This window comes from Clostridium cuniculi (assembly GCF_004353185.1).
Classification (GTDB): Bacteria; Bacillota; Clostridia; order Clostridiales; family Clostridiaceae; genus Clostridium; species Clostridium cuniculi.
Window position 1 is genome coordinate 40,667 of the sequence record NZ_SMUS01000024.1, and the last position, 25,534, is coordinate 66,200.

14 protein-coding genes and 4 pseudogenes are annotated in these 25,534 nt (G+C 30.1%); all 18 read left to right on the plus strand.

Annotated elements, in window-relative coordinates; all coding sequences use genetic code 11:
• The first annotated feature begins 64 nt into the window (after positions 1 to 64).
• The 18 genes and pseudogenes from EJJ37_RS12685 (at position 65) to pyk (ending at position 25,429) form a co-directional block, all read left to right on the plus strand.
• The gene (locus EJJ37_RS12685) at positions 65 to 1,456 is read left to right on the plus strand and encodes an MFS transporter (protein ID WP_133015951.1); all 1,392 of its coding nucleotides are present in this window, start codon (positions 65 to 67) and stop codon (positions 1,454 to 1,456) included.
• A gap of 123 nt (positions 1,457 to 1,579) precedes the next feature.
• Entirely contained in the window at positions 1,580 to 3,349 is a 1,770-nt protein-coding gene (locus tag EJJ37_RS12690; RefSeq protein WP_133015952.1) for a glycoside hydrolase family 3 protein, read from the plus strand.
• A 261-nt stretch (positions 3,350 to 3,610) separates the two neighbouring features.
• Positions 3,611 to 6,436, plus strand: coding sequence for an excinuclease ABC subunit UvrA (gene uvrA / locus EJJ37_RS12700; RefSeq protein WP_133015953.1), 2,826 nt, complete (start codon positions 3,611 to 3,613; stop codon positions 6,434 to 6,436).
• 74 nt (positions 6,437 to 6,510) lie between these two features.
• On the plus strand, positions 6,511 to 6,960 hold the full coding sequence (locus EJJ37_RS12705; RefSeq protein WP_133015954.1) for an FHA domain-containing protein: 450 nt from the start codon (positions 6,511 to 6,513) through the stop codon (positions 6,958 to 6,960).
• A 231-nt stretch (positions 6,961 to 7,191) separates the two neighbouring features.
• Complete coding sequence (locus EJJ37_RS12710; protein WP_133015955.1) at positions 7,192 to 8,415, plus strand: FtsW/RodA/SpoVE family cell cycle protein; 1,224 nt, start codon at positions 7,192 to 7,194, stop codon at positions 8,413 to 8,415.
• A gap of 4 nt (positions 8,416 to 8,419) precedes the next feature.
• Positions 8,420 to 9,973: a peptidoglycan D,D-transpeptidase FtsI family protein gene (locus EJJ37_RS12715; RefSeq protein ID WP_133015956.1), complete on the plus strand. Its 1,554-nt coding sequence runs from the start codon at positions 8,420 to 8,422 to the stop codon at positions 9,971 to 9,973.
• 221 nt (positions 9,974 to 10,194) lie between these two features.
• Complete coding sequence (gene uvrC, locus EJJ37_RS12720) at positions 10,195 to 12,060, plus strand: excinuclease ABC subunit UvrC (protein ID WP_133015957.1); 1,866 nt, start codon at positions 10,195 to 10,197, stop codon at positions 12,058 to 12,060.
• 78 nt (positions 12,061 to 12,138) lie between these two features.
• Positions 12,139 to 13,053 (plus strand): UDP-N-acetylmuramate dehydrogenase, encoded by a 915-nt coding sequence (gene murB, locus EJJ37_RS12725; RefSeq protein WP_133015958.1) that lies wholly within the window; start codon positions 12,139 to 12,141, stop codon positions 13,051 to 13,053.
• Positions 13,054 to 13,218: 165 nt separating this feature from the next.
• Positions 13,219 to 14,103: an RNase adapter RapZ gene (rapZ, locus tag EJJ37_RS12730; RefSeq protein ID WP_133015959.1), complete on the plus strand. Its 885-nt coding sequence runs from the start codon at positions 13,219 to 13,221 to the stop codon at positions 14,101 to 14,103.
• Positions 14,100 to 15,425, plus strand: coding sequence for a gluconeogenesis factor YvcK family protein (locus EJJ37_RS12735; protein ID WP_133015960.1), 1,326 nt, complete (start codon positions 14,100 to 14,102; stop codon positions 15,423 to 15,425). Before rapZ ends, EJJ37_RS12735 begins: the two co-directional genes overlap by 4 nt.
• 126 nt (positions 15,426 to 15,551) lie before the next feature.
• Complete coding sequence (gene whiA / locus EJJ37_RS12740) at positions 15,552 to 16,502, plus strand: DNA-binding protein WhiA (RefSeq protein ID WP_133015961.1); 951 nt, start codon at positions 15,552 to 15,554, stop codon at positions 16,500 to 16,502.
• Positions 16,503 to 16,635: 133 nt separating this feature from the next.
• Positions 16,636 to 17,862: pseudogene (dnaE, locus tag EJJ37_RS12745) on the plus strand (DNA polymerase III subunit alpha); the annotation flags it as partial.
• A gap of 276 nt (positions 17,863 to 18,138) precedes the next feature.
• Positions 18,139 to 18,993 (plus strand): annotated as a pseudogene (locus tag EJJ37_RS12750) (DNA polymerase III subunit alpha); the annotation flags it as partial.
• A 662-nt stretch (positions 18,994 to 19,655) separates the two neighbouring features.
• Positions 19,656 to 20,576 (plus strand): terminase gpP N-terminus-related DNA-binding protein, encoded by a 921-nt coding sequence (locus EJJ37_RS12755; RefSeq protein WP_207751639.1) that lies wholly within the window; start codon positions 19,656 to 19,658, stop codon positions 20,574 to 20,576.
• 98 nt (positions 20,577 to 20,674) lie between these two features.
• Positions 20,675 to 20,947, plus strand: a pseudogene (locus tag EJJ37_RS12760) (hypothetical protein); the annotation flags it as partial.
• A gap of 328 nt (positions 20,948 to 21,275) precedes the next feature.
• A pseudogene (locus tag EJJ37_RS12765) lies at positions 21,276 to 22,493 on the plus strand (helix-hairpin-helix domain-containing protein); the annotation flags it as partial.
• 497 nt (positions 22,494 to 22,990) lie between these two features.
• Positions 22,991 to 23,950, plus strand: a complete 960-nt coding sequence (pfkA, locus tag EJJ37_RS12770) for a 6-phosphofructokinase (RefSeq protein ID WP_133015962.1) — start codon at positions 22,991 to 22,993, stop codon at positions 23,948 to 23,950.
• A 66-nt stretch (positions 23,951 to 24,016) separates the two neighbouring features.
• On the plus strand, positions 24,017 to 25,429 hold the full coding sequence (pyk, locus tag EJJ37_RS12775; protein WP_133015963.1) for a pyruvate kinase: 1,413 nt from the start codon (positions 24,017 to 24,019) through the stop codon (positions 25,427 to 25,429).
• Positions 25,430 to 25,534: the final 105 nt, after the last annotated feature.

A 25,534-nucleotide genomic window follows, 5' to 3' on the forward strand; every position in this document is an offset into this window, starting at 1 on the left:
AATATTATCATATGTGTAAATGTATTCAGAGAATTGAAGAGTTATTTGGGAGAGTGAGTAAATTATGTTTCTTGATTTAATAAGTAAAAAAGAAGATCAAGTAAAAGAGTTTAATATGGGTGATAAAATTGGATATGCATTTGGAGATTTCGGATGTGCTATATTCTTTGCATTCGTAAGTAGTTATTTAATGGTTTTCTATACAGATGTTTTAGGAGTAAGTGCAGCTGCTGTTGCTATATTATTTGTAATAGCTAGAGTATGGGATGCTATTGCTGACGTTGTAATGGGGGTTATTGTAGATAAGATAGGAACTACTAGGCATGGTAAGTTTAGACCTTATGTAGTTAGATTTGGTTTACCATTAGTTATAGTAGGTGTATTTTGTTTTACTTTAATTCCAGGTTTACCAGAAAATATGAAATTACCATATGCTTATGTAACATATATTTTATTTGGTATGTTATATACAGCAGTAAATATTCCATATGGTTCTTTAGCGTCTGTTATGAGTAATGATCCTGACGAAAGAACTGCCTTATCAACATTTAGAAATATTGGATCTATGGCAGCAAATATTTTTGTAATGTTCTTTGTTCCAGAGGTAGTTTTCAATGCTCAAGGAGAAGTAACAGCAGAAGGATTTATACTTTGTGCAATAATACTTGCTATAATTTCTACAGTATCATTTTTCCTAAACTTTAGATTAACTAGAGAAAGAATAGTTCATAATACAAGTCAAAATAAAAAAAGTTTATTAAGTACTTTAAAAATGTTATTAAAGAATAGAGCTTTCATAGGAGTTTCAGTAGCATCATTTACTATGATGGGGGCTTCTTTAACTATTACTTCTTTAAATGTATATATATTTAAAGATTATTTCAATAATACAGCATTAACGTCTTTAGGTGGAATGGTAGGAATGGTTGCAAGTTTTTGTGTTATTCCTTTTGCAGGAACTATAGTTAAGAAAATTGGTAAAAAGGAAGCAACAGTTTTAGGTGGAGCATTTGCCACAATTATTTATGGAATAATGTTAATTATACCAAACTTAACAGCTATAACTTATATAGTACTATCATTTATTGCTGGATTAGGGACAGGATTAATTAATACGATAATATGGGCATTAGTTAGTGATGTTATTGATTACCAAGAATACATTAGTGGAGAAAGAAATGAAGGTACTGTTTATTCACTTTATTCATTGGCAAGAAAATTATCACAAGCTGTATCTGGAGGAATTGGTGGAGTTGCATTATCAATACTAGGGTATAAATCAGGAGCTGCAGTACAAGCAGCATCAGTTGGATTAGGTATTAAAAATATGGCCTTAGGAATAGCTGTATTTGGATATTTATTGACAACATTAATATTATTATTTGTATATAATCTTTCTAAGAAGAGATTAGCAGAAGTTAATAATGAATTAGCAAAGAAAAGAGTTATGGTATAACACTAAAAGTAAAAAGTTTTATTAGAATTAATTATTTTTTATATAAATAGGGTATTAGTATACATTGACATGTATACTAGTATTCAATTAATTGAAAGATACGTTATAATGGAGGTAATAAAAATGGTAAATTTAAAAGCAACACCTTATAATTTAGATGAAGAATCTATAAAATGGGTAGAAGATACAATAGCTAATATGTCTATTGAAGAAAAGATAGGACAATTATTTGTTAATATGGGATCTAGTCGTGATGAGGAGTATCTAAAAAGTATTTTAGATAATTATCATATTGGAGCTGTTCGTTATAATCCAGGTAAAGCTGAAGAAGTATATGAACAAAACAGAATATTACAAGAAAATTCTAAAATTCCACTATTAATAGCTGCTAATACAGAAATGGGTGGAAATGGAGCATGCACAGATGGAACATATGTTGGTAATGAGGTGAAAATTGCTGCAACTCAAGACCCACACTATGCTTATGAATTAGGAAGAATATCTGGTGTTGAAGCATCTGCTATAGGATGCAACTGGAGTTTTGCTCCAATTGTTGATATAAATAGAAACTGGAGAAATCCAATAATCTCTACTAGAACTTGGTCTGCAGATGTTGATCAAACTTTAGAATTATCTCTAGAGTATATGAGAGGTATAAGAGAATCAGGAATTTTACCAGCTGCTAAGCATTTCCCTGGAGATGGTATAGATGAAAGAGACCAACATTTATCATTTGCGCCAAATTCTTTATCAGTAGAAGAATGGGATGCTACTTTCGGAAAAGTATACTCTGGATTAATTGAAGCAGGTCTTCCATCAATAATGGCAGGTCACATTGCTTTACCAAAATACGTAAAATACTTTAATCCAAATGCTACAGTTCAAGAAATGAATATGCCTGCAACTTTAAGTAAATATGTATTAACAGATTTATTAAAAGGTAAAATGGGATTCAATGGCTTAGTTGTAACTGATGCATCTCACATGGTTGCTATGACTTCAGCTATGAAACGTAAAGATATGTTACCAACTGCAATTGCTGCAGGTAGTGATTTATTCTTATTCTTTAATGATCCAGATGAGGATTTCCAATGGATGATGGAAGGATATAAGAATGGAGTTATAACTGAAGAAAGACTTCATGATGCATTAAGTAGAATATTAGGTTTAAAAGCTTCTTTAGGATTACATAAGAAAGCTAAAACTGAAATATTACCACCAAAAGAAGAAGCTATGGCTAAAATTGGATTAGAAGAAAATAAAAAAGTAGCTTTAGAGGTAGCTGATAAAGGTATAACTTTAGTTAAGAATAATGAAGAAATATTCCCAATTTCACCAGATAAGACTAAGAGAGTGTTACTTGTAAATGCTAAAGGATTTGAAGGTGGCTTTGGTAAATTTGTATCTCTTATGCAAGGAGTACAAAAAGGACCTATAGATATACTGAAAGAATTATTAGAAGCAGAAGGATTCCAAGTAGAAATATATGAATCACAAATAGATAAGGTTATGAAGTTACCAAAAGAAGAAATGTATTCAGCACTTGGTAATGTTTATGCTGGTAAGCGTCCAATATCTGAATTAACTTCAAAATATGATTTAGTTATAAACTTAGCTAATGTAGATGCAAGTGTTGATCAACGTCTTCAATGGCCACCAAGCAAAGGTACTCCAGATATTCCATTCTATGTAAATGAAATACCTACTATCTTTGTTTCAGTACAATGTCCATTCCACTTAGCTGATGTACCACAAGTTAAGACTTATATAAATGCTTATGATGGTAAAGATTATACTCTTAAAGCATTAGTTGATAAAATGATGGGACGTTCAGAATTTAAGGGAGTAAGTCCAGTAGATGCCTTCTGTGGACTTGAAGATACTAGATATTAATAAAAAGAAAAAATACTATTACAATACCTACCTAGACACTTAAGAATATTATAGAAAACAAACGAACGAGATAAAAAGCATTTTCTTTTACTAAAGGAAAATGCTTTTTATTATATTAAAAATTATAGTAAACAAAAGATAAATTTCATTGACAATAAAAATCAATAATTCTAAAATTAAATAAAGAATGTTTGTTCGAGAGTAAAATATACTATTTCTGACAAAAATAAAATAATGAAGTATATTGAAGAGGTTAAAAAAATGAAAGATAAGATTATAGTAAAAGGTGCAAGAGTACATAACTTAAAAAATGTATCATTAGAAATACCAAGAGACAAATTAATAGTATTTACAGGTTTATCAGGTTCAGGTAAATCTTCTTTAGCTTTTGATACATTATATGCAGAAGGACAAAGAAGATATGTTGAATCTTTATCATCATATGCGAGACAATTTTTGGGACAAATGAATAAGCCAGATGTTGATTATATTGAAGGATTATCACCAGCAATATCAATAGATCAAAAAACAACTAGTAAAAACCCAAGATCTACAGTAGGAACAATAACAGAAATATATGATTATCTAAGATTATTATATGCAAGAATAGGTATTCCACATTGTCCTAAGTGTGGTAAGGTAATAAGCCAACAATCTGTGGATCAAATTGTGGATCAAATAATGGCTATTGGGGATAGAACTAAGATTCAAGTTTTAGCTCCAATTATAAGAGGAAAAAAAGGAACACATGAAAAAGTATTAGAAAGCATTAAGAAAAATGGATATGTAAGAGCCAGAGTTGATGGTGAAATATACGAATTAGCAGAAGAAGAAATAAAGTTAGAAAAGACTAAAAAACATAATATAGAAGCTGTAGTAGATAGACTTGTTATTAAAGAAGGAATTGAAGGAAGATTAAGTGATTCTTTAGAAGCTGCATTAAAGTTAGGAGAAGGTTTAGTAATCATAAATATAATTGGAGATAAGGATATATTATTTAGTGAAAACTTTGCTTGTGCAGATTGTGGAATTAATATACAAGAATTTGAACCAAGAATGTTCTCGTTTAATGCTCCATTTGGAAAATGTGAAAAATGTGATGGTTTAGGAACATTAATGGAAATAGATCCTGACTTAGTTATTCCAAATAAAAACCTAAGTGTAATGGAAGGTGCTATTGCAACTTGGGGAGAAGGAAGATTAAAAGATGATTCATGGACTTATGCAATTTTAAAGGCATTAAGTGAAGAGTATGACCTAGATTTAAATAGACCTATAAAGGAACTATCAAAAGAACATGTAGATTTATTATTATATGGAACAAATGGACATAAGTTAATAGTTACATACACTAAAGATGGAGTAAAAGGTAAATATTCATATGCATATGATGGAGAAATAAATTCCCTTGTAAGAAGATATAAAGAAACAAACTCAGATGTAATTAAAGGCGAAATCGAACAATATATGAGCAATAAACATTGTCCAAAATGTAAAGGAGCTAGACTTAATAAAGAGGTTTTAGCAGTTACAGTTGGTGATAAAAACATATATGAATTTACACAAATGCCTATTAAAGAAGAATTAGATTTTATTAATTCATTAAATTTCACTGAAAAGGAAAGAATAATAAGTGACCAAATAGTAAAAGAAATTAAGAGCAGATTAAAATTCTTAGTGGACGTTGGATTAGATTATTTAAACTTATCAAGAAGTTCAGGAACACTTTCAGGAGGAGAAGCTCAAAGAATTAGACTTGCTACTCAAATTGGGTCTGCATTAATGGGAGTTCTATATATTTTAGATGAACCTAGTATTGGATTACATCAAAGAGATAATGATAAATTAATTCAAACTTTAAAGAATTTAAGAGATGTTGGAAATACTGTTATAGTTGTTGAACATGATGAAGATACTATGAGAGAAGCAGATTTTATAGTAGATATTGGTCCTAGAGCAGGAGAGCATGGAGGACAAATTATTGCAGCAGGAACTGTAGATGAAATTAAAGCATGCAAAGAGTCTATAACAGGTCAATATTTAACAGGAGAAAAAGAAGTTAAAGTTCCAGATACAAGAAGAGAAGGAAATGGACAATTTATCACTGTTGTAGGAGCTAAGGAAAATAACCTTAAGAATTTAACAGTTAAATTCCCATTAGGAGTATTAACAATGGTTACTGGTGTTTCTGGTTCTGGTAAAAGTACATTAGTAAATGAAATTCTTTATAAGGGACTAAACAAAATAGTAAATAAGAGTAAGAATCCAACTGGAGCTTACAAAGAAATAACTGGTTATGAAAGTATAGATAAAATTATAGATATAGATCAAAGTCCAATAGGAAGAACTCCACGTTCAAATCCAGCAACTTATACAGGAACTTTTGACATAATAAGAGAATTATTCTCTCAAACACCAGAAGCTAAAATGAGAGGATATAAACCAGGAAGATTTAGTTTCAATGTAAAAGGTGGAAGATGTGAAGCTTGTTCAGGAGATGGAATTATAAAAATAGAAATGCAATTCTTATCAGATGTTTATGTACCTTGTGAAGTTTGTAAAGGTAAGAGATATAACAGAGAAACTCTTGAAGTTAAATATAAAGGAAAAAATATTGATGATATTTTAAATATGACTGTAGAAGAAGCATTAGATTTCTTTGAAAATATACCAAGAATAAAGAATAAAATTCAAACATTAAAAGATGTAGGGTTAGGTTATATAAGATTAGGTCAACCATCAACACAATTATCAGGTGGTGAAGCTCAAAGAATTAAACTTGCATTCGAATTATCTAAGAGAAGTACAGGAAAAACATTATATATTTTAGATGAACCAACAACAGGGCTTCATGTTGATGATGTTAATAGATTAGTAGATATATTACAAAGATTAGTTGATGCTGGAAATACTGTTGTAGTTATTGAACACAATTTAGATATGATTAAGTGTGCTGATTATATAATAGATTTAGGGCCAGAAGGCGGAGATAAAGGTGGTACTTTAGTAGCACAAGGTACGCCAGAGGAAATAGTTAAAAAGGATAAATCATATACTGGAAAATATCTTAAGAAGTTATTAAGATAATTTAGGTGACTTGTTATTTTTTACAATAAGATTTAATATATAATGGTGAATATACATTAATTTGAGGTGAAGATATGAGTTTTGGGAAGGTAGTCACTTTTATAGCTGGAATAATTTTTATAATTTTGTTATATGTCATTATATATTATGCATTGAAGATAATGTATAAAGATGTTAAGACAGGAGGAAAAAGAAAAAATAACAATTCAAGTATAAGATATGGTATAGAAGTTATTCAAACAGGTGTTAACTCCACCTTAGAGCAGGGTTCGGTAGTGCCCATTAGGGGGATAACAACTTTAGGAAGAAAACCAGACAATACAATTGTCTTAACAGAGCCTTTTGTATCAGGAAATCATGCAAAGATATACACTAAAAATAATAATTTATATGTTGAAGATTTAAATAGTACAAATGGTGTATATGTTAATGGTGAAAAAATAGAAGAAAAGTTCAAGCTTATTGCTGATGATGAAATTAAAATAGGAAGTGCTATTTTTAAAGTTTTAAAATCAGGTAAGTAAAACCCTAAATTTATGATTTGGTTTGGTTGAACTTACATCTTTAATGATAGAAAAAGATGTTTCATTTAAGTGAAACTCTAAATCTGTGATTTAGATAGTTGAACTTACATCTTAGACGATAGGAAAAGATGTTTCATTTAAGTGAAACTCTAAATCTGTGATTTAGATAGTTGAACTTACATCTTAGACGATAGGAAAAGATGTTTCATTTAAATAATTAGAGGTGGATTTATGAAAGCATTAAAGCGTGAAAAAAGATTACTTAGATTAGTATATCTGCTATGCTTACTACTGTTCACAACCTTAGGGTTTTTACAAAAACCTTTTGATACATTTGCATTAATAATGGGAGTAGTCTTATGTGTTTTAATAGGCTATTCCCACTTTGTAATTAGAAGATTTTATCCAGATGGAGATAAATTTATACTAATTTTTGCAAGTATATTGGCGGTAGTAGGAGTAGCAACATTATATAGAATAAACAGAGTAACTGCAATTAAGCAATTAGTATGGATTGCTATAGGTATAGTTTCCTATATTTTAATTGTAGTAATTTTACCTGATTTAAGGAGCTTTGCAAAATATAAAAATGTATATATGATAATAACATTGGCATTAATGCCATTGGCATTACTATTTGGTACAGAATTATATGGTGCGAAGAACTGGATTATAATAGGAAAAGTCATTTCTTTTCAACCATCAGAGTTTGGTAAAATAGCTCTTGTGTTATATTTAGCTTCAGCTTTAGCTACATATGAAAATAAGAAGAGCTTCAAAGAAGAATTTAAAGAGTTATGGCAACCAGCATTAGTAGCAGGGTTTTCTATGGGATGTATGGTACTTCAAAGAGATTTAGGAAGTGCATTAATATTCTTTGGTATTTCAATAACATTATTATATGTTGCAACATCAAAGAAAAAGTATGTATTTACAGCATTAGGTTTAGCAGCTGTTGGATCAGTTGCTGGTTATTCAATGTTTGGACACGTAAGAGAAAGAGTTATGATTTGGCTAGATCCATGGAAATATGCCTTAGGAGAATCCTATCAAATAGTTGAAGGAATGTATTCAATTGCAGCTGGAGGATTATTTGGTGTTGGATTAGGGCAAGGTCATTTTCAAAACTTACCAGTTAAAGAAAGTGATATGATATATGCAATTATTTGTGAAGAGTTTGGAATAATATTTGCAATTGGACTAATGATAATATACTTCTTATTATTCTATAGGGGTATAAGAGCTGCATTTGTTACAGATGATAAGTATTCACAATTAATAGCTGTTGGATTTAGTACAATGATAGCTTGCCAAACATTAGTTATAATAGGAGGAATCTTTGCAGTTATTCCACTAACGGGGATAACATTGCCTATTATAAGCTATGGTGGTTCGTCAGTATTAACAATATTCTTTGCTTTAGGAATATTGCAAAAGATATCAGAGGAGGCATAAGGATATGAATGATTTAGCAAGAAGTGTTAAAAACGTAATGACTGTATTCTTAGTTTTCTTTATAGCATTAATATCCTATATTGCTTATTTCCAGTTGATTAAGAGTCCTAAGATTAATGAGATGCCAGGAAATACAAGAGTTATTGCTGTAAAAAATGAAGTTTTAAGAGGAACTATTTATGATAGAGATGGAAATCCTCTAACAACTAGTGAGAGAGTAAATGAAACATCTCAAAAAAGAGATTACTTATATGATGATTTATATGTGCATGCATTAGGATATACAAGTGCTGTTTATGGAACCACTGGTTTAGAGGAAGAGTATGATAGTGAATTAACTACTTATAATGCTTTTGGAAATAACTTTAGACAGTTCTTAGATAGTATTGATGTAAAAGGTCTTATAGAAAACATAAAGAATGATAAAGCTAATACAGGAAGTTTTAATTTTTCAAGTAATTTTAAAGCATTCATGGATGAAATTAATTTTGATGAATTAACAAAGGAAGATGATAAGGTTGGAAATGGTGTTGTAACAACTTTAGATACAACATTACAACAAGTAGCATCAGATGCATTAGGAGATAATAAGGGAGCTGTTGTTGCATTAAATCCTAAAACAGGAGAAATATTAGCAATGGTATCAAAACCTACATTTAATCCTAATAATTTAGCTGATGAAATGAATAAAGCTAATAGTGGTAGTGCAGATGATACACCATTAATTAATAGAGCTATAAATGGACTTTATCCTCCAGGTTCTGTATTTAAGACTGTTACATTAACAAGTGCTTTAAAAAATATATCATCAGTAACTAGCAGAACTTTTGAGGATGATGGTAAGATAAAATTCCAAGATGGAAGAACTTTAAGTAACTTTGGTAATAATGTATATGGTTCAATAGATTTAAAACAAGCATATAAGGTATCAAGTAACGTTGTATTTGGTACATTAGCAATGGAATTAGGTAATGATGCATTAAAAGCTACAGCAGAAGATTATGGATTTAATTCAGTAATAACTGGTCCAGGAGTATCTATAACGGCAAGTAGATTCCCATCATTAGATAGTTCAGAAGTGGGTAATATAGCTCAAAGTGGAATAGGGCAAGGAAGTGTTTTATCTACACCTATGCAAATGGCTTTAGTAGCAGCTACAGTAGCTAATGATGGTGTTATGATGCAACCTAAATTAGTTAATTCAATTGTTGATAAAGATCAAAATGTAATAAAAACTATAGATAGTAAAGAATTGAAGCAAGTTATGTCTAGTGATATTGCAGAAACAATTCAAGATTATATGACTAATTTAGTTAATAGTAATTTAAGTAAATGGCCAGCATTTAAGGGAACTAATGCTGGAGGAAAAACTGGTACAGCAGACTATACTTTAGCAGATGGAACTGAAGCGACTCCACACAGTTGGTTTATAGCAGCAGCACCAATGGATGACCCACAAATAGCAGTTGCAGTAATTGTTGAAAATGGTGGTACTGGTTCAGGAGCAGCGGCAACAGTAGCTAGTAAAGTTGTTAGGCAAGCAGTTTTAGGATATTAAAGTTAATAATTTAAGAATATATAATAAATAGACTTAATAGATAAATGTTAATTTAGATGAGTTAAGAGTTAAGAAAGAGAGTTAAGAGTTTAGGGTAAAATTCAGATTTAACTGAATTTATAAAGAAGAGTATCTAAGAAATTCCTTATGGAGTTCATCCTTTAACTTTTAACTATTAAATCTTAACTCTTAATTTTTTTTACATAAGAAAGGGGAGTAAGATGTTTGATTTTGAGTATCATCTAAAAAATTTACCGGATAAACCTGGAGTTTATCTAATGAAGAATTCATTAGGTGAAGTTGTTTATGTTGGAAAAGCAAAGATTTTAAAAAATAGAGTAAAAAGTTATTTTCAAAATTCAAAGAATCATTCTGAAAAAGTAAGGGTTATGGTAAAGAATATTGCCGAATTTGAGTATATAGTTACAGATTCAGAAATGGAAGCACTTATTTTAGAATGTAACTTAATAAAGAAATATAGTCCTAAGTATAATATCTTGTTAAAAGATGATAAATTCTATCCTTTTATAAAAATAACTACAAAGGATGACTTTCCTAGAGTTTTTGTAACTAGAAATTTTGCTAAGGATGGAAGTAAGTATTTTGGACCATATACTAATGGAGCAGCAGTATATGAAACCATAAATTTAATATATAAAATATTCCCTTTAAGAACATGCAAATTAGCAATTAAGGAAAATGGAGAAGCAGTGAGACCATGCTTAAATTATCACATAAAGAAATGTTTTGGTCCCTGTGGAGGACACATAGGTAAAGAAGAGTATGGAAAGATGATAAGTGACATAATTGATATTTTAAGTGGAAAAGAAACTTATCTTACTAAAATGCTTAAAACAGAAATGGAAAATGCAGCAGAAAATTTAGAGTTTGAAAAGGCTGCATCATTAAGAGATAAAATATTAGCAATAGAAGCCATAGTTGAAAAACAAAAGATATTTAAGACTATGGAAGGTGATGAAGATTTTATAAATATTTATCAAGATGAAAAGGATAGTTGTATTCAAGTATTTTTCTCTAGAGATGGAAAGATACTTGGAAGAGAACACTTTATATTTGAAAATACAGCAAATGAAAGCATAGCAGAGATATTAGAGGAATTTATAGCATCATTTTATGGTGGCACAGCTAAAGTTCCTAAAACAATATATGTTCCTGAAGTTAATGAAGCAGAATTAATGGAAGAGTATTTAACTATAAAAAGAGGATCTAAGGTATGGCTTAAAGTTCCACAAAAAGGACAGAAAAAAGATATGTTAGAAATGGTTAAGAATAACGCTAAAATAACCTTAGAGAAATTTAAGGATAAATATTTAAAGGATAAAGAGATAAATAGAATAGCATTACAAGAACTTCAAGATTTATTAGAGCTTGATGAGTGGCCAGCTAGAATAGAAGCATATGACATATCTAATATTCAAGGTGTGGATTCAGTAGGAACAATGGTTGTATTTGAAGAAGGAAGATCAAAAAATAGCGATTATAGAAGATTTAAAATAAAAACTGTAAAAGGTGCTAATGATTATGATAGTATGAGAGAAATTTTAACTAGAAGATTTAATCATGGCCTTGAAGAAATAAAAGCCATTCAAGAGAGAAATTTAAAGCTATCTGCAGGTAAATTTTCTAACTTTCCTGATTTAATAATGATGGATGGTGGTAAAGGACAAGTAAATATAGCTTTAGAGGTATTAGAAAGTTTAAATATAAATATTCCAGTATGCGGTTTGGTTAAGGATGATAAACACCAAACTAGGGGGATAGTATATAATAATAAAGAGTTAATAATTAATAGAAGCTCAAATTTAATGCAGTTAATAAGAAGAATACAGGATGAAGTTCATAGATTTGCAATAACATATCATAGAAGCTTAAGAGATAAGAGGACTTTACATTCTATTCTAGATGATATACCTAATGTTGGAGAAAAGAGAAGAAGAGCTTTATTAATGAAGTTTGGAAGTGTAGATAATATTAAAAAAGCAACAGTGGAAGAGCTACTAGAAGTACCATCTATAGATAAAAAATCGGCAGAAAGTATTTATATTTACTTTAATGGCAATAATTAAAAGAAAATCACTTGTTTAATAGGATAATATACTTTATACTATTAAACTGTAAATATTTTATGTTTTAAGGAGCTTATCATGAATAAATACGGTAAATTTGTAGGGCTATTTAGGGAATTTTACAATGAAGATAATATTAAAATAGATGAGAAATTAAGTGGTTATGTTAATTTTAAAGTTGGAGGACCAGCAGATATATTATTAATTCCAGATTCAAAGGAACAGGTAAAGAAGAGTATTTGTATTTGTAGAGAAAATAATATTCCTGTTTATGTTATTGGTAATGGATCTAACATATTAGTTAGAGATGGTGGATTTAGAGGCGTTGTTATATCACTAAAAGGCGTTCACAATGTAACTGTAAATGATGAGAGAATTGAAGCAGAGTGTGGTGCAATGTTAAAAGAAGTTTCTGATAAAGCTATGGAAAATTCATTAACTGGATTTGAATTTGCATGTGGAATACCAGGAACTATTGGTGGAGCAGTATTTATGAATGCTGGTGCTTATGATGGAGAAATTGCACATGTTGTTGAAAGTGCTGAAGTAATTGATGAAAATTGTAATATAATAAACCTTACAAATGAAGAATTAGATTTTGGATATAGATCTTCTTTAGTTATGAAGAAGGGATATATAGTATTGTCAGCTGTATTTAAACTAAAAAAAGGCCAAGTAAAAACTATTAAGGAATTAGTTGATGATTTAACTAATAAAAGAGAGTCTAAGCAACCACTTGAATACCCATCAGCAGGAAGTACATTTAAAAGACCAACAGGGTATTTTGCTGGTAAACTTATTCAAGATGCTGGATTAAAGGGATATTCTATAGGTGGAGCAGCCGTTTCAGAAAAGCATTCAGGATTTGTAATTAATAAGGGAAATGCTACAGCTAAAGATATTACTGATTTAATAGAGCATATTCAAGATGAAGTTAAAAAGCAATTTGGAGTTGATCTTCATACAGAAGTAAGAATAATAGGTGAAGAATAAGAAGTTACCAATTGGTAGCTTCTTTTTTTTATATATATGATATAATTGAAATAAGTTACTTTAAAGTAAAATTATAAACTTCAATTTGGTTATTGAACTTTTGAAATTCAATATAAATTGATAATGTGCTTTCGACATTAATAAATAGATTTTTGGAGGTATGACATGAGATTTATTATAGTTACGGGATTATCAGGAGCAGGTAAATCAGAAGCTACTAAAAGTTTAGAAGATATGGGGTATTTTTGTGTAGATAATCTTCCACCAACATTAATAACAAAATTTGCAGAAGCATGTAGACAAAGTGATGGAAAAATAGATAAAGTTGCATTAGTTATAGATATAAGAGGTGGAGTATTCTTTAATGATCTATTCCAAAGCTTAAAAGATTTAGAAAAAGAACAATTTAAATATGAAATATTATTCTTAGATGCAACTGATGAAGTGCTTGTAAAGAGATTTAAAGAAAAGAGAAGAAGTCATCCATTATCAGGTGGAGGAAGAGTAATAACTGGAATAGAATTGGAAAGAGAGAAACTAAGAGAAGTTAAAGATAAATCAGATATTATAATCGATACTTCAAAATATAAAATAGGTGATTTGAGAGAAGAAATGACTAAGTATTTTGGAGATGAAACATTACCTGAAAAGCAATTATCAATTACTATATTAAGCTTTGGCTTCAAGTATGGTATACCAGTTGATTCTGATTTAGTATTTGATGTTAGGTTTATACCAAATCCATTTTATATACCAGAGTTAAAGCCATTTTCTGGATTAGACACACCAGTTAGAGATTATGTATTAAAGCAAGATGAAACTAAATCATTCTTAGAAAAAATAAATGATATGCTAGAGTTTTTAATTCCTAATTACCAAAAAGAAGGAAAGAGACAACTTATTATTTCAATAGGATGTACAGGTGGAAGACATAGATCAGTAGCTATAGCGAATCAAATTTATGAGAATTTATATGATAAGAACTATAATGTATATATTGAACATAGAGATATTAAAGAGGATGTTCATAAAGGGGATAAAAAACTATGATAATGGATTTTTTAATGAAGCCGGGAATAAGAATGAAAAGATGGATATTCCTTGGGTTCATTGGGGTAGTGATACTTGTATTAGGTGTTGTTGAGATTTTTTCAAATAAAGATTATAACGGCACTATAAGACTTTTATATTTATTTTTAAGTTTAATTGGAATCGTAATAATGTATATAGCATTTTCTGAATTTGTTAAGTCATTTATTTCTTTAATAAATTCTGAAAAGGTTAAAATAACAATAAATGATAAGAATATAGAAGAACTTGTAGATGAGAAGAGAGTTCATGTAGGTGGTCCTAAAGTAGTTGTTATTGGTGGAGGAACAGGATTATCTACAATGTTGAGAGGATTAAAGTTATACACAAATAATATAACTGCAATAGTAACAGTTGGAGATGATGGAGGAGGATCAGGAAAGCTTAGAGCAGACCTTGGAATGCTTCCTCCAGGGGATATACGTAACTGTATTTTAGCACTAGCTGATACTGAGCCTATTATGGAAGATTTACTTCAGTATAGATTTAAAGAGGGTTCATTAAAAGGACAGAACTTTGGTAATTTATTCTTAGCTGCAATGGCAGGAATAAGTGATAATTTTGAAGATGCTGTACAAAAAATGAGTTCAGTACTTGCAGTAACAGGAAAGGTATTACCTGTTACACTTGATGATATGAAGCTTATAGCAGAACTTGAAAATGGAAGTGTAGTAGAAGGTGAATCTATAATTCCAGAAGAAGTTATAAAACAAAAAAGTAAAATAAAACAATTAAGAATTGATCCAGAAAGAGCTAAGCCGTTGATGGATGCACTTATAGCTATTAAAGAAGCTGATGCTATTGTTATGGGACCTGGAAGTCTTTATACTAGTATAATACCAAATCTATTAGTTGAAGATATAGTTGAAGGAATAAATAAGAGTGATGCAATAAAGATATATATATCTAATGTAATGACTCAACCAGGTGAAACTGATGATTTTGCAGTATCTGATCATATAAAGACATTAATGAAGTATAGTGGGAAAAATAGTGTTCAATATGTTATTGCAAATAATGGGACAATTCCTAAAGATATAGAAGAAAGATATTTAAGTGAAGGTTCTAAATTAGTAAAACTAGACTATGAGAACATAGAGGATTTAAATGTAAAAGTAGTTGAGACTGACTTAGTTAAGATAACTAAGGGATATGTAAAGCATGATTCTGAGCATTTAGCACAGGTTCTAATGACAACTATTTTAGATAAGAAATTACTTTATGATAAAAGGAAGATTATAGAGTACATGTATTTATCTAAAAAGATAGGAAATAAAAAATAAAAATATTAGGCTGTATCAAAATTTTTTGATATGGTCTATTTATTTTCCAGTATTATATTATGACACATACGGCACAGTTTATGGTATAATGAAGTATACATTTATAGTTAGTTAGGAGAAGAATTTATGTCGTTTTCAGCGAAAGTAAAAGGAGAAATATGTAGATATACTGATATATCTAAAGAGGAAGCATTAGCAGAGCTTTCAGCAATAATGAAAGGTAGTGGAACAATAGGATTTAGTGGGAAGGGTCTTAGCTTTAGAATTACAACAGAAAATCCAGCTTCAGCAAGACATATATTCACTATACTAAAGGAACACTTTAATATACACTCTAAATTAATGGTTAAAAAGAGTAACTCTTTAAAGAAAAACAATATATACATGGTTTTAATTGAGGAAGATATGGGGGTTAGGGACCTACTTCAAGAAACAGGTATCTTTAGAGAAATAGATGGGGTATTAACTATTGATTATAAAATAGATCCTGAAATGGTGAAAAAAGAAGAGTATAAGAAGGCTTATATAAGAGGAGCATTCATTGGTGGAGGAAGTGTAACTAATCCTGAAAAGACATATCATTTAGAGTTTGTAACTCATAGTGAGGAGTATGCACAAGATTTATCTAAGCTTATTAATTCCTTTGGATTAAATTCAAAGGTTATTCAAAGAAAAAATAGCTTTATAATATATATAAAAGAAGGTGAGCAAATAGTTGATCTTCTAAACATTGTTGGAGCTCATACTTCATTACTTGAACTTGAGAATATAAGAATAATGAAGGAAATGAGAAACAACGTAAACAGACTTGTTAATTGTGAAACTGCAAATTTAAGTAAAACAGTTAATGCAGCAGTAAGACAAGTTGAAAGTATAAAGCTTATACAAAATAGTATAGGACTTCAAAGATTACCTAAAAATCTTCAAGAAGTTGCAGAGCTTAGATTAAGTTATCCAGATGAATCACTTAAGGAATTAGGAGAAATGCTAGATCCTCCAGTAGGTAAATCAGGAATAAACCATAGGTTAAGAAAAATAGAAAAGATAGCTGAAGAAATTAGGAGTGGAAACTACTAAATAGTCAATAATTTAAATATAGTTTTTTTAATAAGGTCTGCTACGGCAGGCCTTAAAGTTATATAAGTAATTGTAATAGTGCATTTAATAGTTTAAAATTTTTAGTAAATAATCATAATAAGGGGGTGTCTTATTGGAAAATAAAAAGTTCTGTCATCTCCACTTACATACTGAATATAGTTTGCTTGATAGCTCAGCTAAAATTAAGAAAGTTATTAGTAGAGCAAAAGAGCTTGGAATGGATAGCATAGCCATTACTGATCATGGTGTTATGTATGGATGTGTTGCATTCTACAAAGAAGCTATAGCACAAGGTATTAAACCTATACTTGGTTGTGAAGTATATGTAGCAAGCAAGTCTATGAATATTAAAATTAATGATAAGGATAATGGTACATATCACTTAGTTTTATTAGTAAAAAATGAAGTTGGTTATGAAAATCTAATGGAAATAGTATCAGCAGCATCTATTGATGGATTTTACTATAAGCCAAGAGTTGACCATGATTTCTTAAGAAAGCATAGTGAAGGTTTAATTGCTTTAAGTGCTTGTCTTGGTGGAGAAGTACAAAAGAATTTATTAAGAGAAGACTATGAAAAGGCAAAAGAAGTTGCCTTAATGTATAAGGATATCTTTAAAGATGGTTTTTATTTAGAAATACAAGACCATGGAATGGAGGAGCAAAGAAAGGTTACAGAAGGTAATATTAAGTTATCTAGGGAAACTGGAATTCCTTTAATTGCAACTAATGATGTCCATTATATTAATCAGGAAGATTCAAAGGCTCATGATATTTTAATGTGTATTCAAACAGGGAAGACTGTAGAAGATCAAAATAGAAGAAGATATCCTTCAGATCAGTTCTACTTAAAGTCTCCAGAGGAAATGTGGGATATGTTCTCTTATGTTCCTGAAGCATTGGAGAATACAATTAAGATTGCTGATGAATGTAATTTTGATTATGAGTTCCATGTTTCTAAGTTACCGAATTTCCCAGTTCCACAGGAATATAAAACTCACTTTGATTATCTTGAAGAGGTGTGTTTTGAAGGGTTAGTTGAAAGATATGATGTCTTTGAACAGTTTAGGGATAAATTAATCAATGTTCAAGATATAAAGGACTTTGCAGAAACTAATGAGGAAGCAAAGGAATATGTTGATAGACTAAACTATGAGCTTGGTGTAATTAATCAAATGGGATATGTTGATTATTTCTTGATTACTTGGGATTTTATTAAGTACTCAAATGATCATGGGATACCAACTGGACCAGGTCGTGGATCAGCAGCTGGGTCAATAGTTGCATATACCCTGGGAATAACAAAAATAAATCCGATAAAGTATAGCTTACTTTTTGAGCGTAGAAAGATGCGCTGTTTAAATTGGGTGAATTGCTGGAAGGCTAAACTATTTAATATAGCATGCTAATCAGCAGCCAAGTCTGGGAATGGCAGATAAAGTACCAGAAAGGTTCAGAGACTAGAGGGGTGAGTAGCTAGACAATAATCTCCTCCATGAGTGCCCAACATGTAAATTAACATGATGATATAGTCCAAACTGAGATAGAAAAGACTATCTGATGAAAATGAGGGAAACCTCCAGAGCGTAGGATAAAGAGCCTACGGATAATAATTAATGTTCTTAAATCCTGAAAGAGTAAGTATGCCTGATATAGATTCGGATTTTTGTTATGAGAGAAGACAGGAAGTAATTGATTATGTTGTTGAAAAATATGGAGTTAAAAATGTATCACAGATAATTACCTTTGGTACAATGGCAGCTAGGTTGTGTTTAAGAGACGTAGGAAGAGCTATGAATTACTCATATGCAGAAGTTGATAGAATAGCTAAAATGATTCCTACAATGCTTGGAATAACCATAGAAAAGGCATTAGATTTAAATCCTGAGCTTAAAGCAGCATATGATAATGAAGATAGAGTAAAAACATTAATAGATGTTAGTAAAACTCTAGAAGGGTTACCAAGACATTCATCAACTCATGCAGCTGGTGTAGTTATAGCATCAAAACCATTAGTTGAATATGTACCACTTCAAAGAAATGAAGATATGATAGTAACCCAATTTGATATGACAACATTAGAAGAGCTTGGACTTCTAAAGATGGATTTCCTTGGCTTAAGAACTTTAACAGTTATGAGTGATGCTGTTAAGATGATTAAAGAAAATAGAGGAATAGATATAGATTTAGATAAAATAGATTTTGAAGATAAAAATGTTTATAACATGATTGGTGAAGGAAAAACAGCTGGTGTATTCCAGTTAGAATCTCCAGGAATGACATCATTCATGAAGGAACTTAAACCTGACTGCTTGGAAGATATTATAGCCGGAATATCATTATATAGACCGGGACCAATGTCAGAAATTCCAAGATATATAGAGGGTAAAAGAAATAAAGACAGTGTGCATTATGAGACTCCAGAACTTGAAAGTATACTGGATGTCACATATGGGGTAATGGTATATCAAGGTGCGAAACGTTCTACAAAAACAAAAACTATAGAAATGTAGTCTAAAATTGTAGGGATAAATATTTATCTAACTTATCATTTGAGGTTAAAGGTGAAAGTCCTTTTAAGAACTAATTAAGGTAGTTCTTCCCTAATACTACGACATGCATAATTAGTTCAACATAATTATGTATGAAGCTCGTTGAAGTCGGTGAAAATCAGACCTGAAAAGTGGTTAGAAAAGTAATCGGGGGTCTATAAAATTAATATGGCTACGAAAGAAATTCTCGTTAAAAAAATCGTTAACCATTAATGTACGAATAGAAAGTACTTATTTCAAGTGTAATTTAAGTATTCTTGGTTATTTAAATTATAATTATTAAAAAATAATTGCTTTTAGCTTACCTTAAGATGGCGAAGAGGCACTTGACGGTTTATAGAGAAAGCCTAAGTTAATATGTAAAGATAGAATGATAGGAACGTTTGAACTTATTCAGTAGATGATAAAATTGTTGAAAGTTGATGCTACTAATGAATAGGAAATGATTCATTAAGAATAAGGACAGCAGCCTGTAGTAGTGATGAAATAAAGTAATGTTTATTGAGCGAAGGGGCATAGTTAATTTAGCAAATGTATGTTCTCTAATTATTTAATAAATAATATAATTAGAGGTGATTAAAATGAAATATAGCGTGGAAATAAAACAAAAGGCAATAGAATATTATTTAGTTGGTTATTCAGCAAAAAAAATATCTACTATAATAGGGGCTAATGAAGCTACTATAAGAAAATGGCTTAAAGAAAACAATATAACTATTAGGAATGGGGGAAGTTATAATAAAATTTATAATGATGAATTTATTAATAAAATAAAAAAATTATATGATGAAGGTTTTAATACTATAGAAATTACTAAAATGCTAGGTTTGAAGAGAGGAATAGTATCTTATTTATTAAGAGAAAATGGATATAAATTAAACCATAGAGGCCCGAAATCTAAAATAGGAAGAGAAGATTATTTTGATAATATAGATTCATCTGATAAAGCGTATTTTTTAGGATGGTTAATGGCAGATGGAAATGTAAGTATTTATAATGGGCAATATTCTATAAAGATACATATTTCTTATAAAGATAAAGAATTAATCAATCAGTTTTTAAAATATATTAAATCTACAAATAAGGTGAAATTAAAAAAAGGAAAATATCCTAGTTATTATGTAAGTTTGACCTCAAAACATATGTGTGAAAGTCTGATGAAATATGGTATTGTACCGCAAAAGACAGGATTTGAATGCTTCCCTAAAAGCATTCCAAAGGAATTTAAAAGAGATTTTATTAGAGGAGTTTTTGATGGAGATGGTATAACTGATATAAGAAATTGTAGAAGTGGATTTGTAGGAAGTAATAATTTAGTAAATAATATTCTAGCCGAATTGAATAAATCAAATTTAAGAGTATTTAATACTCATAGCAAAAATGTATATTATTTTCTTGGAGGAAAGAAATTTTCAAGAGAATTATTTAAATATATGTATGAAGATGCAACGTTATATCTTAAAAGAAAATATGATAGAATGAAATACATTTGTAATAATTAATGGAACGCCGTATGCGGTGAAAGTCGCATGTACGGTGTGAAGTGGGGGAAAACAAAACCTGACCGTTAAGACGAAGGTGGAGTTACCTATCACTATAACAAGTTATGCAAATAGTTAGAGACCTAGGGGGATACTCTTTAGGTAGAAGTGATATGGTTAGAAGAGCCATGTCAAAGAAAAAGCACAGTGTTATGGAACAAGAAAGAAAGAATTTTATATATGGAATAGTAGATGAATATGGTAATGTAGAAGTACCAGGTTGTTTGAGAAATGGTATAAGCGAAAAAGCAGCAAATGAAATTTTCGATCAGATGATGGACTTTGCTTCGTATGCTTTCAATAAATCCCATAATTTTGCAAGTGTGGCAATATAGAAAGATCTATATTGAAAACTCCTTAAATTGCTGGAAGTTCCTAAAGCTATTTAGACTACAACGTAATTTGAAAAGATAAGCGTGAATGTAGCAGAAATGCAGAAAAAACTAAATAGATTATATATGGGGAGACCCTAAGTATAATTATTTTATTCTTTGGATAAAATAAAATGGATAATCAGCAACGAAATTTCTAAGGTAATGAATTATTACTATGAAAGACGCTCAGAGACTATAATAGGAGATACTAATTAAATTAGTATATGGTATAGTCCAGACTACAACTTTATTAATATAAAGGCTTATGAAAGTAAGAGTAGTAAAGGCAGCAGCTTATGCAGTAATAGGATATCAGACAGCATACTTAATGCATTACTATCCAGTAGAAACTATAGCAGCAATGGTTAATTCTGTTATGGGTATAAGTGAAAAAGTAGCACACTACACTAAGTTTGCAGAAAGCTTAGGTATACAAGTGTTACCACCGAATATAAATGAAAGCTATTCAAAGTTTACTGTTAAAGGAAACAGTATAAGATTTGGATTAGCAGCAATAAAAAATGTTGGTTTAAATGTTGTTGATGGAATAGTTGAAGCTAGAAAAAGTAAAGGTAAATTCGAGTCATTAGTTGATTTTATAAATAAAATTGACTTATCAACAATAAACAAAAGAGCTGTAGAGAGTTTAATAAAAGCAGGAGCTTTTGATGAATTTAAAATATTTAGATCAAAATTATTAGCTGTTTATGAAAAGTTAATGGATAGTGTGGCTAGTGATAAAAAAAGAAATATAGATGGTCAAATTAGTCTTTTTGGTATGGCAGATGAAAGTATAAAGGCACCAGAAGTAAAATATCCAGATATAAAAGAATTTGCAAAAAATAATTTATTATCAATGGAAAAAGAAATGACTGGTCTTTATATATCAGGGCATCCTTTAGATGAATATGAAAAAAGCTTAAAGATGATGACATCAACTACAATAGAAACAATATTCCAATCATATGAAGCTATTATGGATGGATTAGGTGATGATGAAAATTTAATTCAAGATAATCAGAGAGTAATACTTGGAGGAATACTAGCAGAAGTAAATCAAAAGGTAACTAGAAATAATTCAATAATGGCCTTTTTAAAACTAGAAGATTTAACAGGGGTTATTGAAGTTGTAGTATTCCCTAAAACTTTAGATAAAGTAAGAAATTTAATTAATTTAGACTCAATGGTTGTTATTAATGGAAGAGTTAGTATAAAGGAAGATGAGGAACCAAAGCTTATTTGTGAGAGTATAGAGCCCTTGGAAAAGGTAAATAGTAGTAAACTATATATAAGAGTTGATGATTTACAAAAAGCGAAAGAAATGAAGCCTAAGTTAATAGAAACTGTAAGTGAATATAAAGGTGATTCTGCACTTTATGTATTTACTTCAAAGGATAGAAAGAATTATAGAATGCCAAGAAATATGTGGGTAGATTTAAATACAGATGTTGTTCTCGAATTAAAAAAAGTTTTTGGAGACGATAATGTAAAAGTAGTTGAATAAATTTTAAATAAAAATTTTTTTATATCTTCACAAAAAAATTGTGAAGATATTTTTTTGTTTTTATAAAATTTGTAAGATTTCACAAAAAAATAAATTGAAAGAATATTTTATAAAATAAAATTTTTAAAAAAATAAAAAAATTTCAACAAAATAAATGTTAATTAAATAACAATAATAAAAAAAGTTCTTAAATTTACGGAATTTTCACATAAAATGTAGTAAAATAGTATATGTAAAAAGTTACAAAGAATAAAATTGGAATTAATAATTTGTATATAATTTCGATAATTTTAGGGCAAAATAGACATATAGATTTGGTAAATAAGCGATAATTTTAGACAGAAGTACATTTATTTTAGTTGCATTACTATCAGTTTACAAGTAAAATAAATAAGGTGGTAAAAAGTTTAACAATAAACAAAATAGTAATATGATAACAAATATTTCAAAGTGAGTGGACATGCAGAGTCCTTAGTAGTATCGAGGAGGAATATTTTATGAAGAAAATAGCTGTTTTAACAAGTGGTGGAGATGCTCCAGGAATGAACGCTGCAATAAGAGCGGTAGTAAGAACTGCAATACATAATGGTATTGAAGTTATGGGAGTACAAAGAGGATATGCTGGATTAATTAATGGTGAGTTATTCCCAATGAATAGATCATCAGTTTCAGATATAATTCAAAGAGGCGGTACGATTTTAAGAACTGCTAGATGTGTAGAATTTAAACAAGAAGAAGTAAGAAAAGAAGCTGCACAAATTCTTGCAGATAATGGTGTAGATGCATTAGTAGTTATCGGTGGAGATGGATCTTTCACTGGTGCTAAATTATTATCTAAGTTAGGAGTAAAAACAATAGGTTTACCAGGAACTATTGATAATGATTTAACTTATACTGATTACACAATAGGATTTGATACAGCATTAAATACTGTAGTTGATGCTATAGATAAAATTAGAGATACTTCAACTTCTCATGAAAGAGTATCTATCGTAGAAGTTATGGGAAGAGATTGTGGAGATATAGCTGTTCATACAGGTGTAGCTTGTGGAGCTGAATATATAATCACACCAGAAAAAGGCTATGATAAAGATGAATTATGCAGAGTTATCTTAGAAGGTAAAAAAGCTGGAAAGATGCATAATTTAGTTTTACTTGCTGAAGGTGTTGGTGGAGCTTCAGAATTAGCTAAATATGTAGAAGCTCAAACAGGAATCGAAACAAGAGCAACAGTTTTAGGACATATCCAAAGAGGTGGAGCTCCAAGTGCTTTCGATAGAGTGTTAGCTTCAAGAATGGGTTCAAAAGCAATTGAACTATTAATGGAAGGTAAGACTTCAAGAGTTGTTGGTATCAAAGATAATCAAATATTTGATCAAGATATAGATGAAGCTTTAGCTTTAGATAGAACTTTTGATGAAAAATTATATGAAATTTCAGAAGAGATTTCTAAATAATTTTAATAAATACGCTAATAATTTATTTTAAATACATTAAATTTAGAGATTAAAGGAGAGTTTTAAATGAGAAAGACTAAAATCATTTGCACTATCGGTCCAGCTAGTGAAAAACCAGAAATATTATCACAAATAATTGAAGCAGGAATGAATGTTTCAAGACATAACTTCTCTCACGGAGATCACGAAGAACATGCAGGAAGAATCAACTTAGTTAAGGAATTAGCTAAAAAACATAACAAAGAAATCGCTGTTATGTTAGATACAAAGGGACCAGAAATAAGAACTGGTAAATTTGAACCAAAGAAAGTTGAATTACAAGCAGGTGCTAAATTTACTGTTCATGCAGGTGGAGATGTTATAGGAAATACTGAAGAATGTTCAGTAACTTATGCTGGATTAGCTAATGATGTTAAACCAGGAGATACTATCCTTATAGATGACGGTTTAGTAGGATTAACTGTTGAATCAATCGATGGAAATAAAATTCACTGTACAGTTCAAAACACAGGATTTGTTGCAACTCACAAAGGAGTTAACGTTCCAGGAGTTTCAATAAAATTACCAGCTTTAACTGAAAAAGATATAGCTGACTTAAAATTCGGTTGTGAAATCGGAGTTAATGCTGTTGCTGCTTCATTCATAAGAAAAGCTTCAGACGTTGAAACAATCAGACAAATATTAAACGAAAATGGTGGAGAACACATCCAAATTATCTCTAAAATCGAAAACCAAGAAGGTGTTGATAACATAGATTCAATATTAGCAGTTTCTGATGGATTAATGGTTGCTAGAGGAGACCTAGGAGTTGAAATTCCATTTGAAAAATTACCAGCTGTTCAAAAGATGATGATCGAAAAATGTAACGCTGCTGGAAAACCAGTTGTAACTGCAACTCAAATGTTAGACTCAATGATGAGAAACCCAAGACCAACAAGAGCAGAAGTTTCAGACGTAGCTAACGCTATATTAGATGGAACAGATGCAATCATGTTATCTGGAGAATCAGCTAACGGAGATTGGCCAGTAGAATCAGTTCAAACAATGGCTAAGATAGCTACTGAAACTGAAAAGAAATTAAACTACGAAACTGCAGTTTCTAAAGCTAAATCTCACGTTCCAGCTATATCAGGAGTTATCTCAAGAGCTGCTTGCAATGCTGCTAATGAATTAAAAGCTGCTGCAATAGTTTCTTCAACTAAGAGTGGATCAACTGCAAGAAGAATTTCTCAATGCAGACCAGAATGCCCAATCGTAGCTGTAACTCCATGTGAAAAAGTTGCTAAGAGCTTAGCATTCTGCTTCGGAGTATACCCAGTAGTTGCTGAAGATCAAAATTCAACAGATGCTATGATGGCTAATGCTACTAAGTTAGCAGTTGAAAATGGATTCGCTAAATCTGGAGATACAGTTGTAATAGCTGCTGGATTAGATCAAGTTGGATCAACTAACCTTTTAAAAGTAAGCGTAGTAGAATAATTTGACATAAAATAAGAAGTGTAATATTTACACTTCTTATTTTTTACATTTTATGGGTGTGCCTCCGGGGAAGAGCCAATATATGGCTCTTCCCCGGAGGCACAC

Coding starts and splice junctions, on each gene's coding strand:
- EJJ37_RS12685 (WP_133015951.1), top strand. CDS start 65: ATGTTTCTTGATTTAATAAGTAAAAAAGAAGATCAAGTAAAAGAGTTT.
- EJJ37_RS12690 (WP_133015952.1), top strand. CDS start 1,580: ATGGTAAATTTAAAAGCAACACCTTATAATTTAGATGAAGAATCTATA.
- uvrA (WP_133015953.1), top strand. CDS start 3,611: ATGAAAGATAAGATTATAGTAAAAGGTGCAAGAGTACATAACTTAAAA.
- EJJ37_RS12705 (WP_133015954.1), top strand. CDS start 6,511: ATGAGTTTTGGGAAGGTAGTCACTTTTATAGCTGGAATAATTTTTATA.
- EJJ37_RS12710 (WP_133015955.1), top strand. CDS start 7,192: ATGAAAGCATTAAAGCGTGAAAAAAGATTACTTAGATTAGTATATCTG.
- EJJ37_RS12715 (WP_133015956.1), top strand. CDS start 8,420: ATGAATGATTTAGCAAGAAGTGTTAAAAACGTAATGACTGTATTCTTA.
- uvrC (WP_133015957.1), top strand. CDS start 10,195: ATGTTTGATTTTGAGTATCATCTAAAAAATTTACCGGATAAACCTGGA.
- murB (WP_133015958.1), top strand. CDS start 12,139: ATGAATAAATACGGTAAATTTGTAGGGCTATTTAGGGAATTTTACAAT.
- rapZ (WP_133015959.1), top strand. CDS start 13,219: ATGAGATTTATTATAGTTACGGGATTATCAGGAGCAGGTAAATCAGAA.
- EJJ37_RS12735 (WP_133015960.1), top strand. CDS start 14,100: ATGATAATGGATTTTTTAATGAAGCCGGGAATAAGAATGAAAAGATGG.
- whiA (WP_133015961.1), top strand. CDS start 15,552: ATGTCGTTTTCAGCGAAAGTAAAAGGAGAAATATGTAGATATACTGAT.
- EJJ37_RS12755 (WP_207751639.1), top strand. CDS start 19,656: ATGAAATATAGCGTGGAAATAAAACAAAAGGCAATAGAATATTATTTA.
- pfkA (WP_133015962.1), top strand. CDS start 22,991: ATGAAGAAAATAGCTGTTTTAACAAGTGGTGGAGATGCTCCAGGAATG.
- pyk (WP_133015963.1), top strand. CDS start 24,017: ATGAGAAAGACTAAAATCATTTGCACTATCGGTCCAGCTAGTGAAAAA.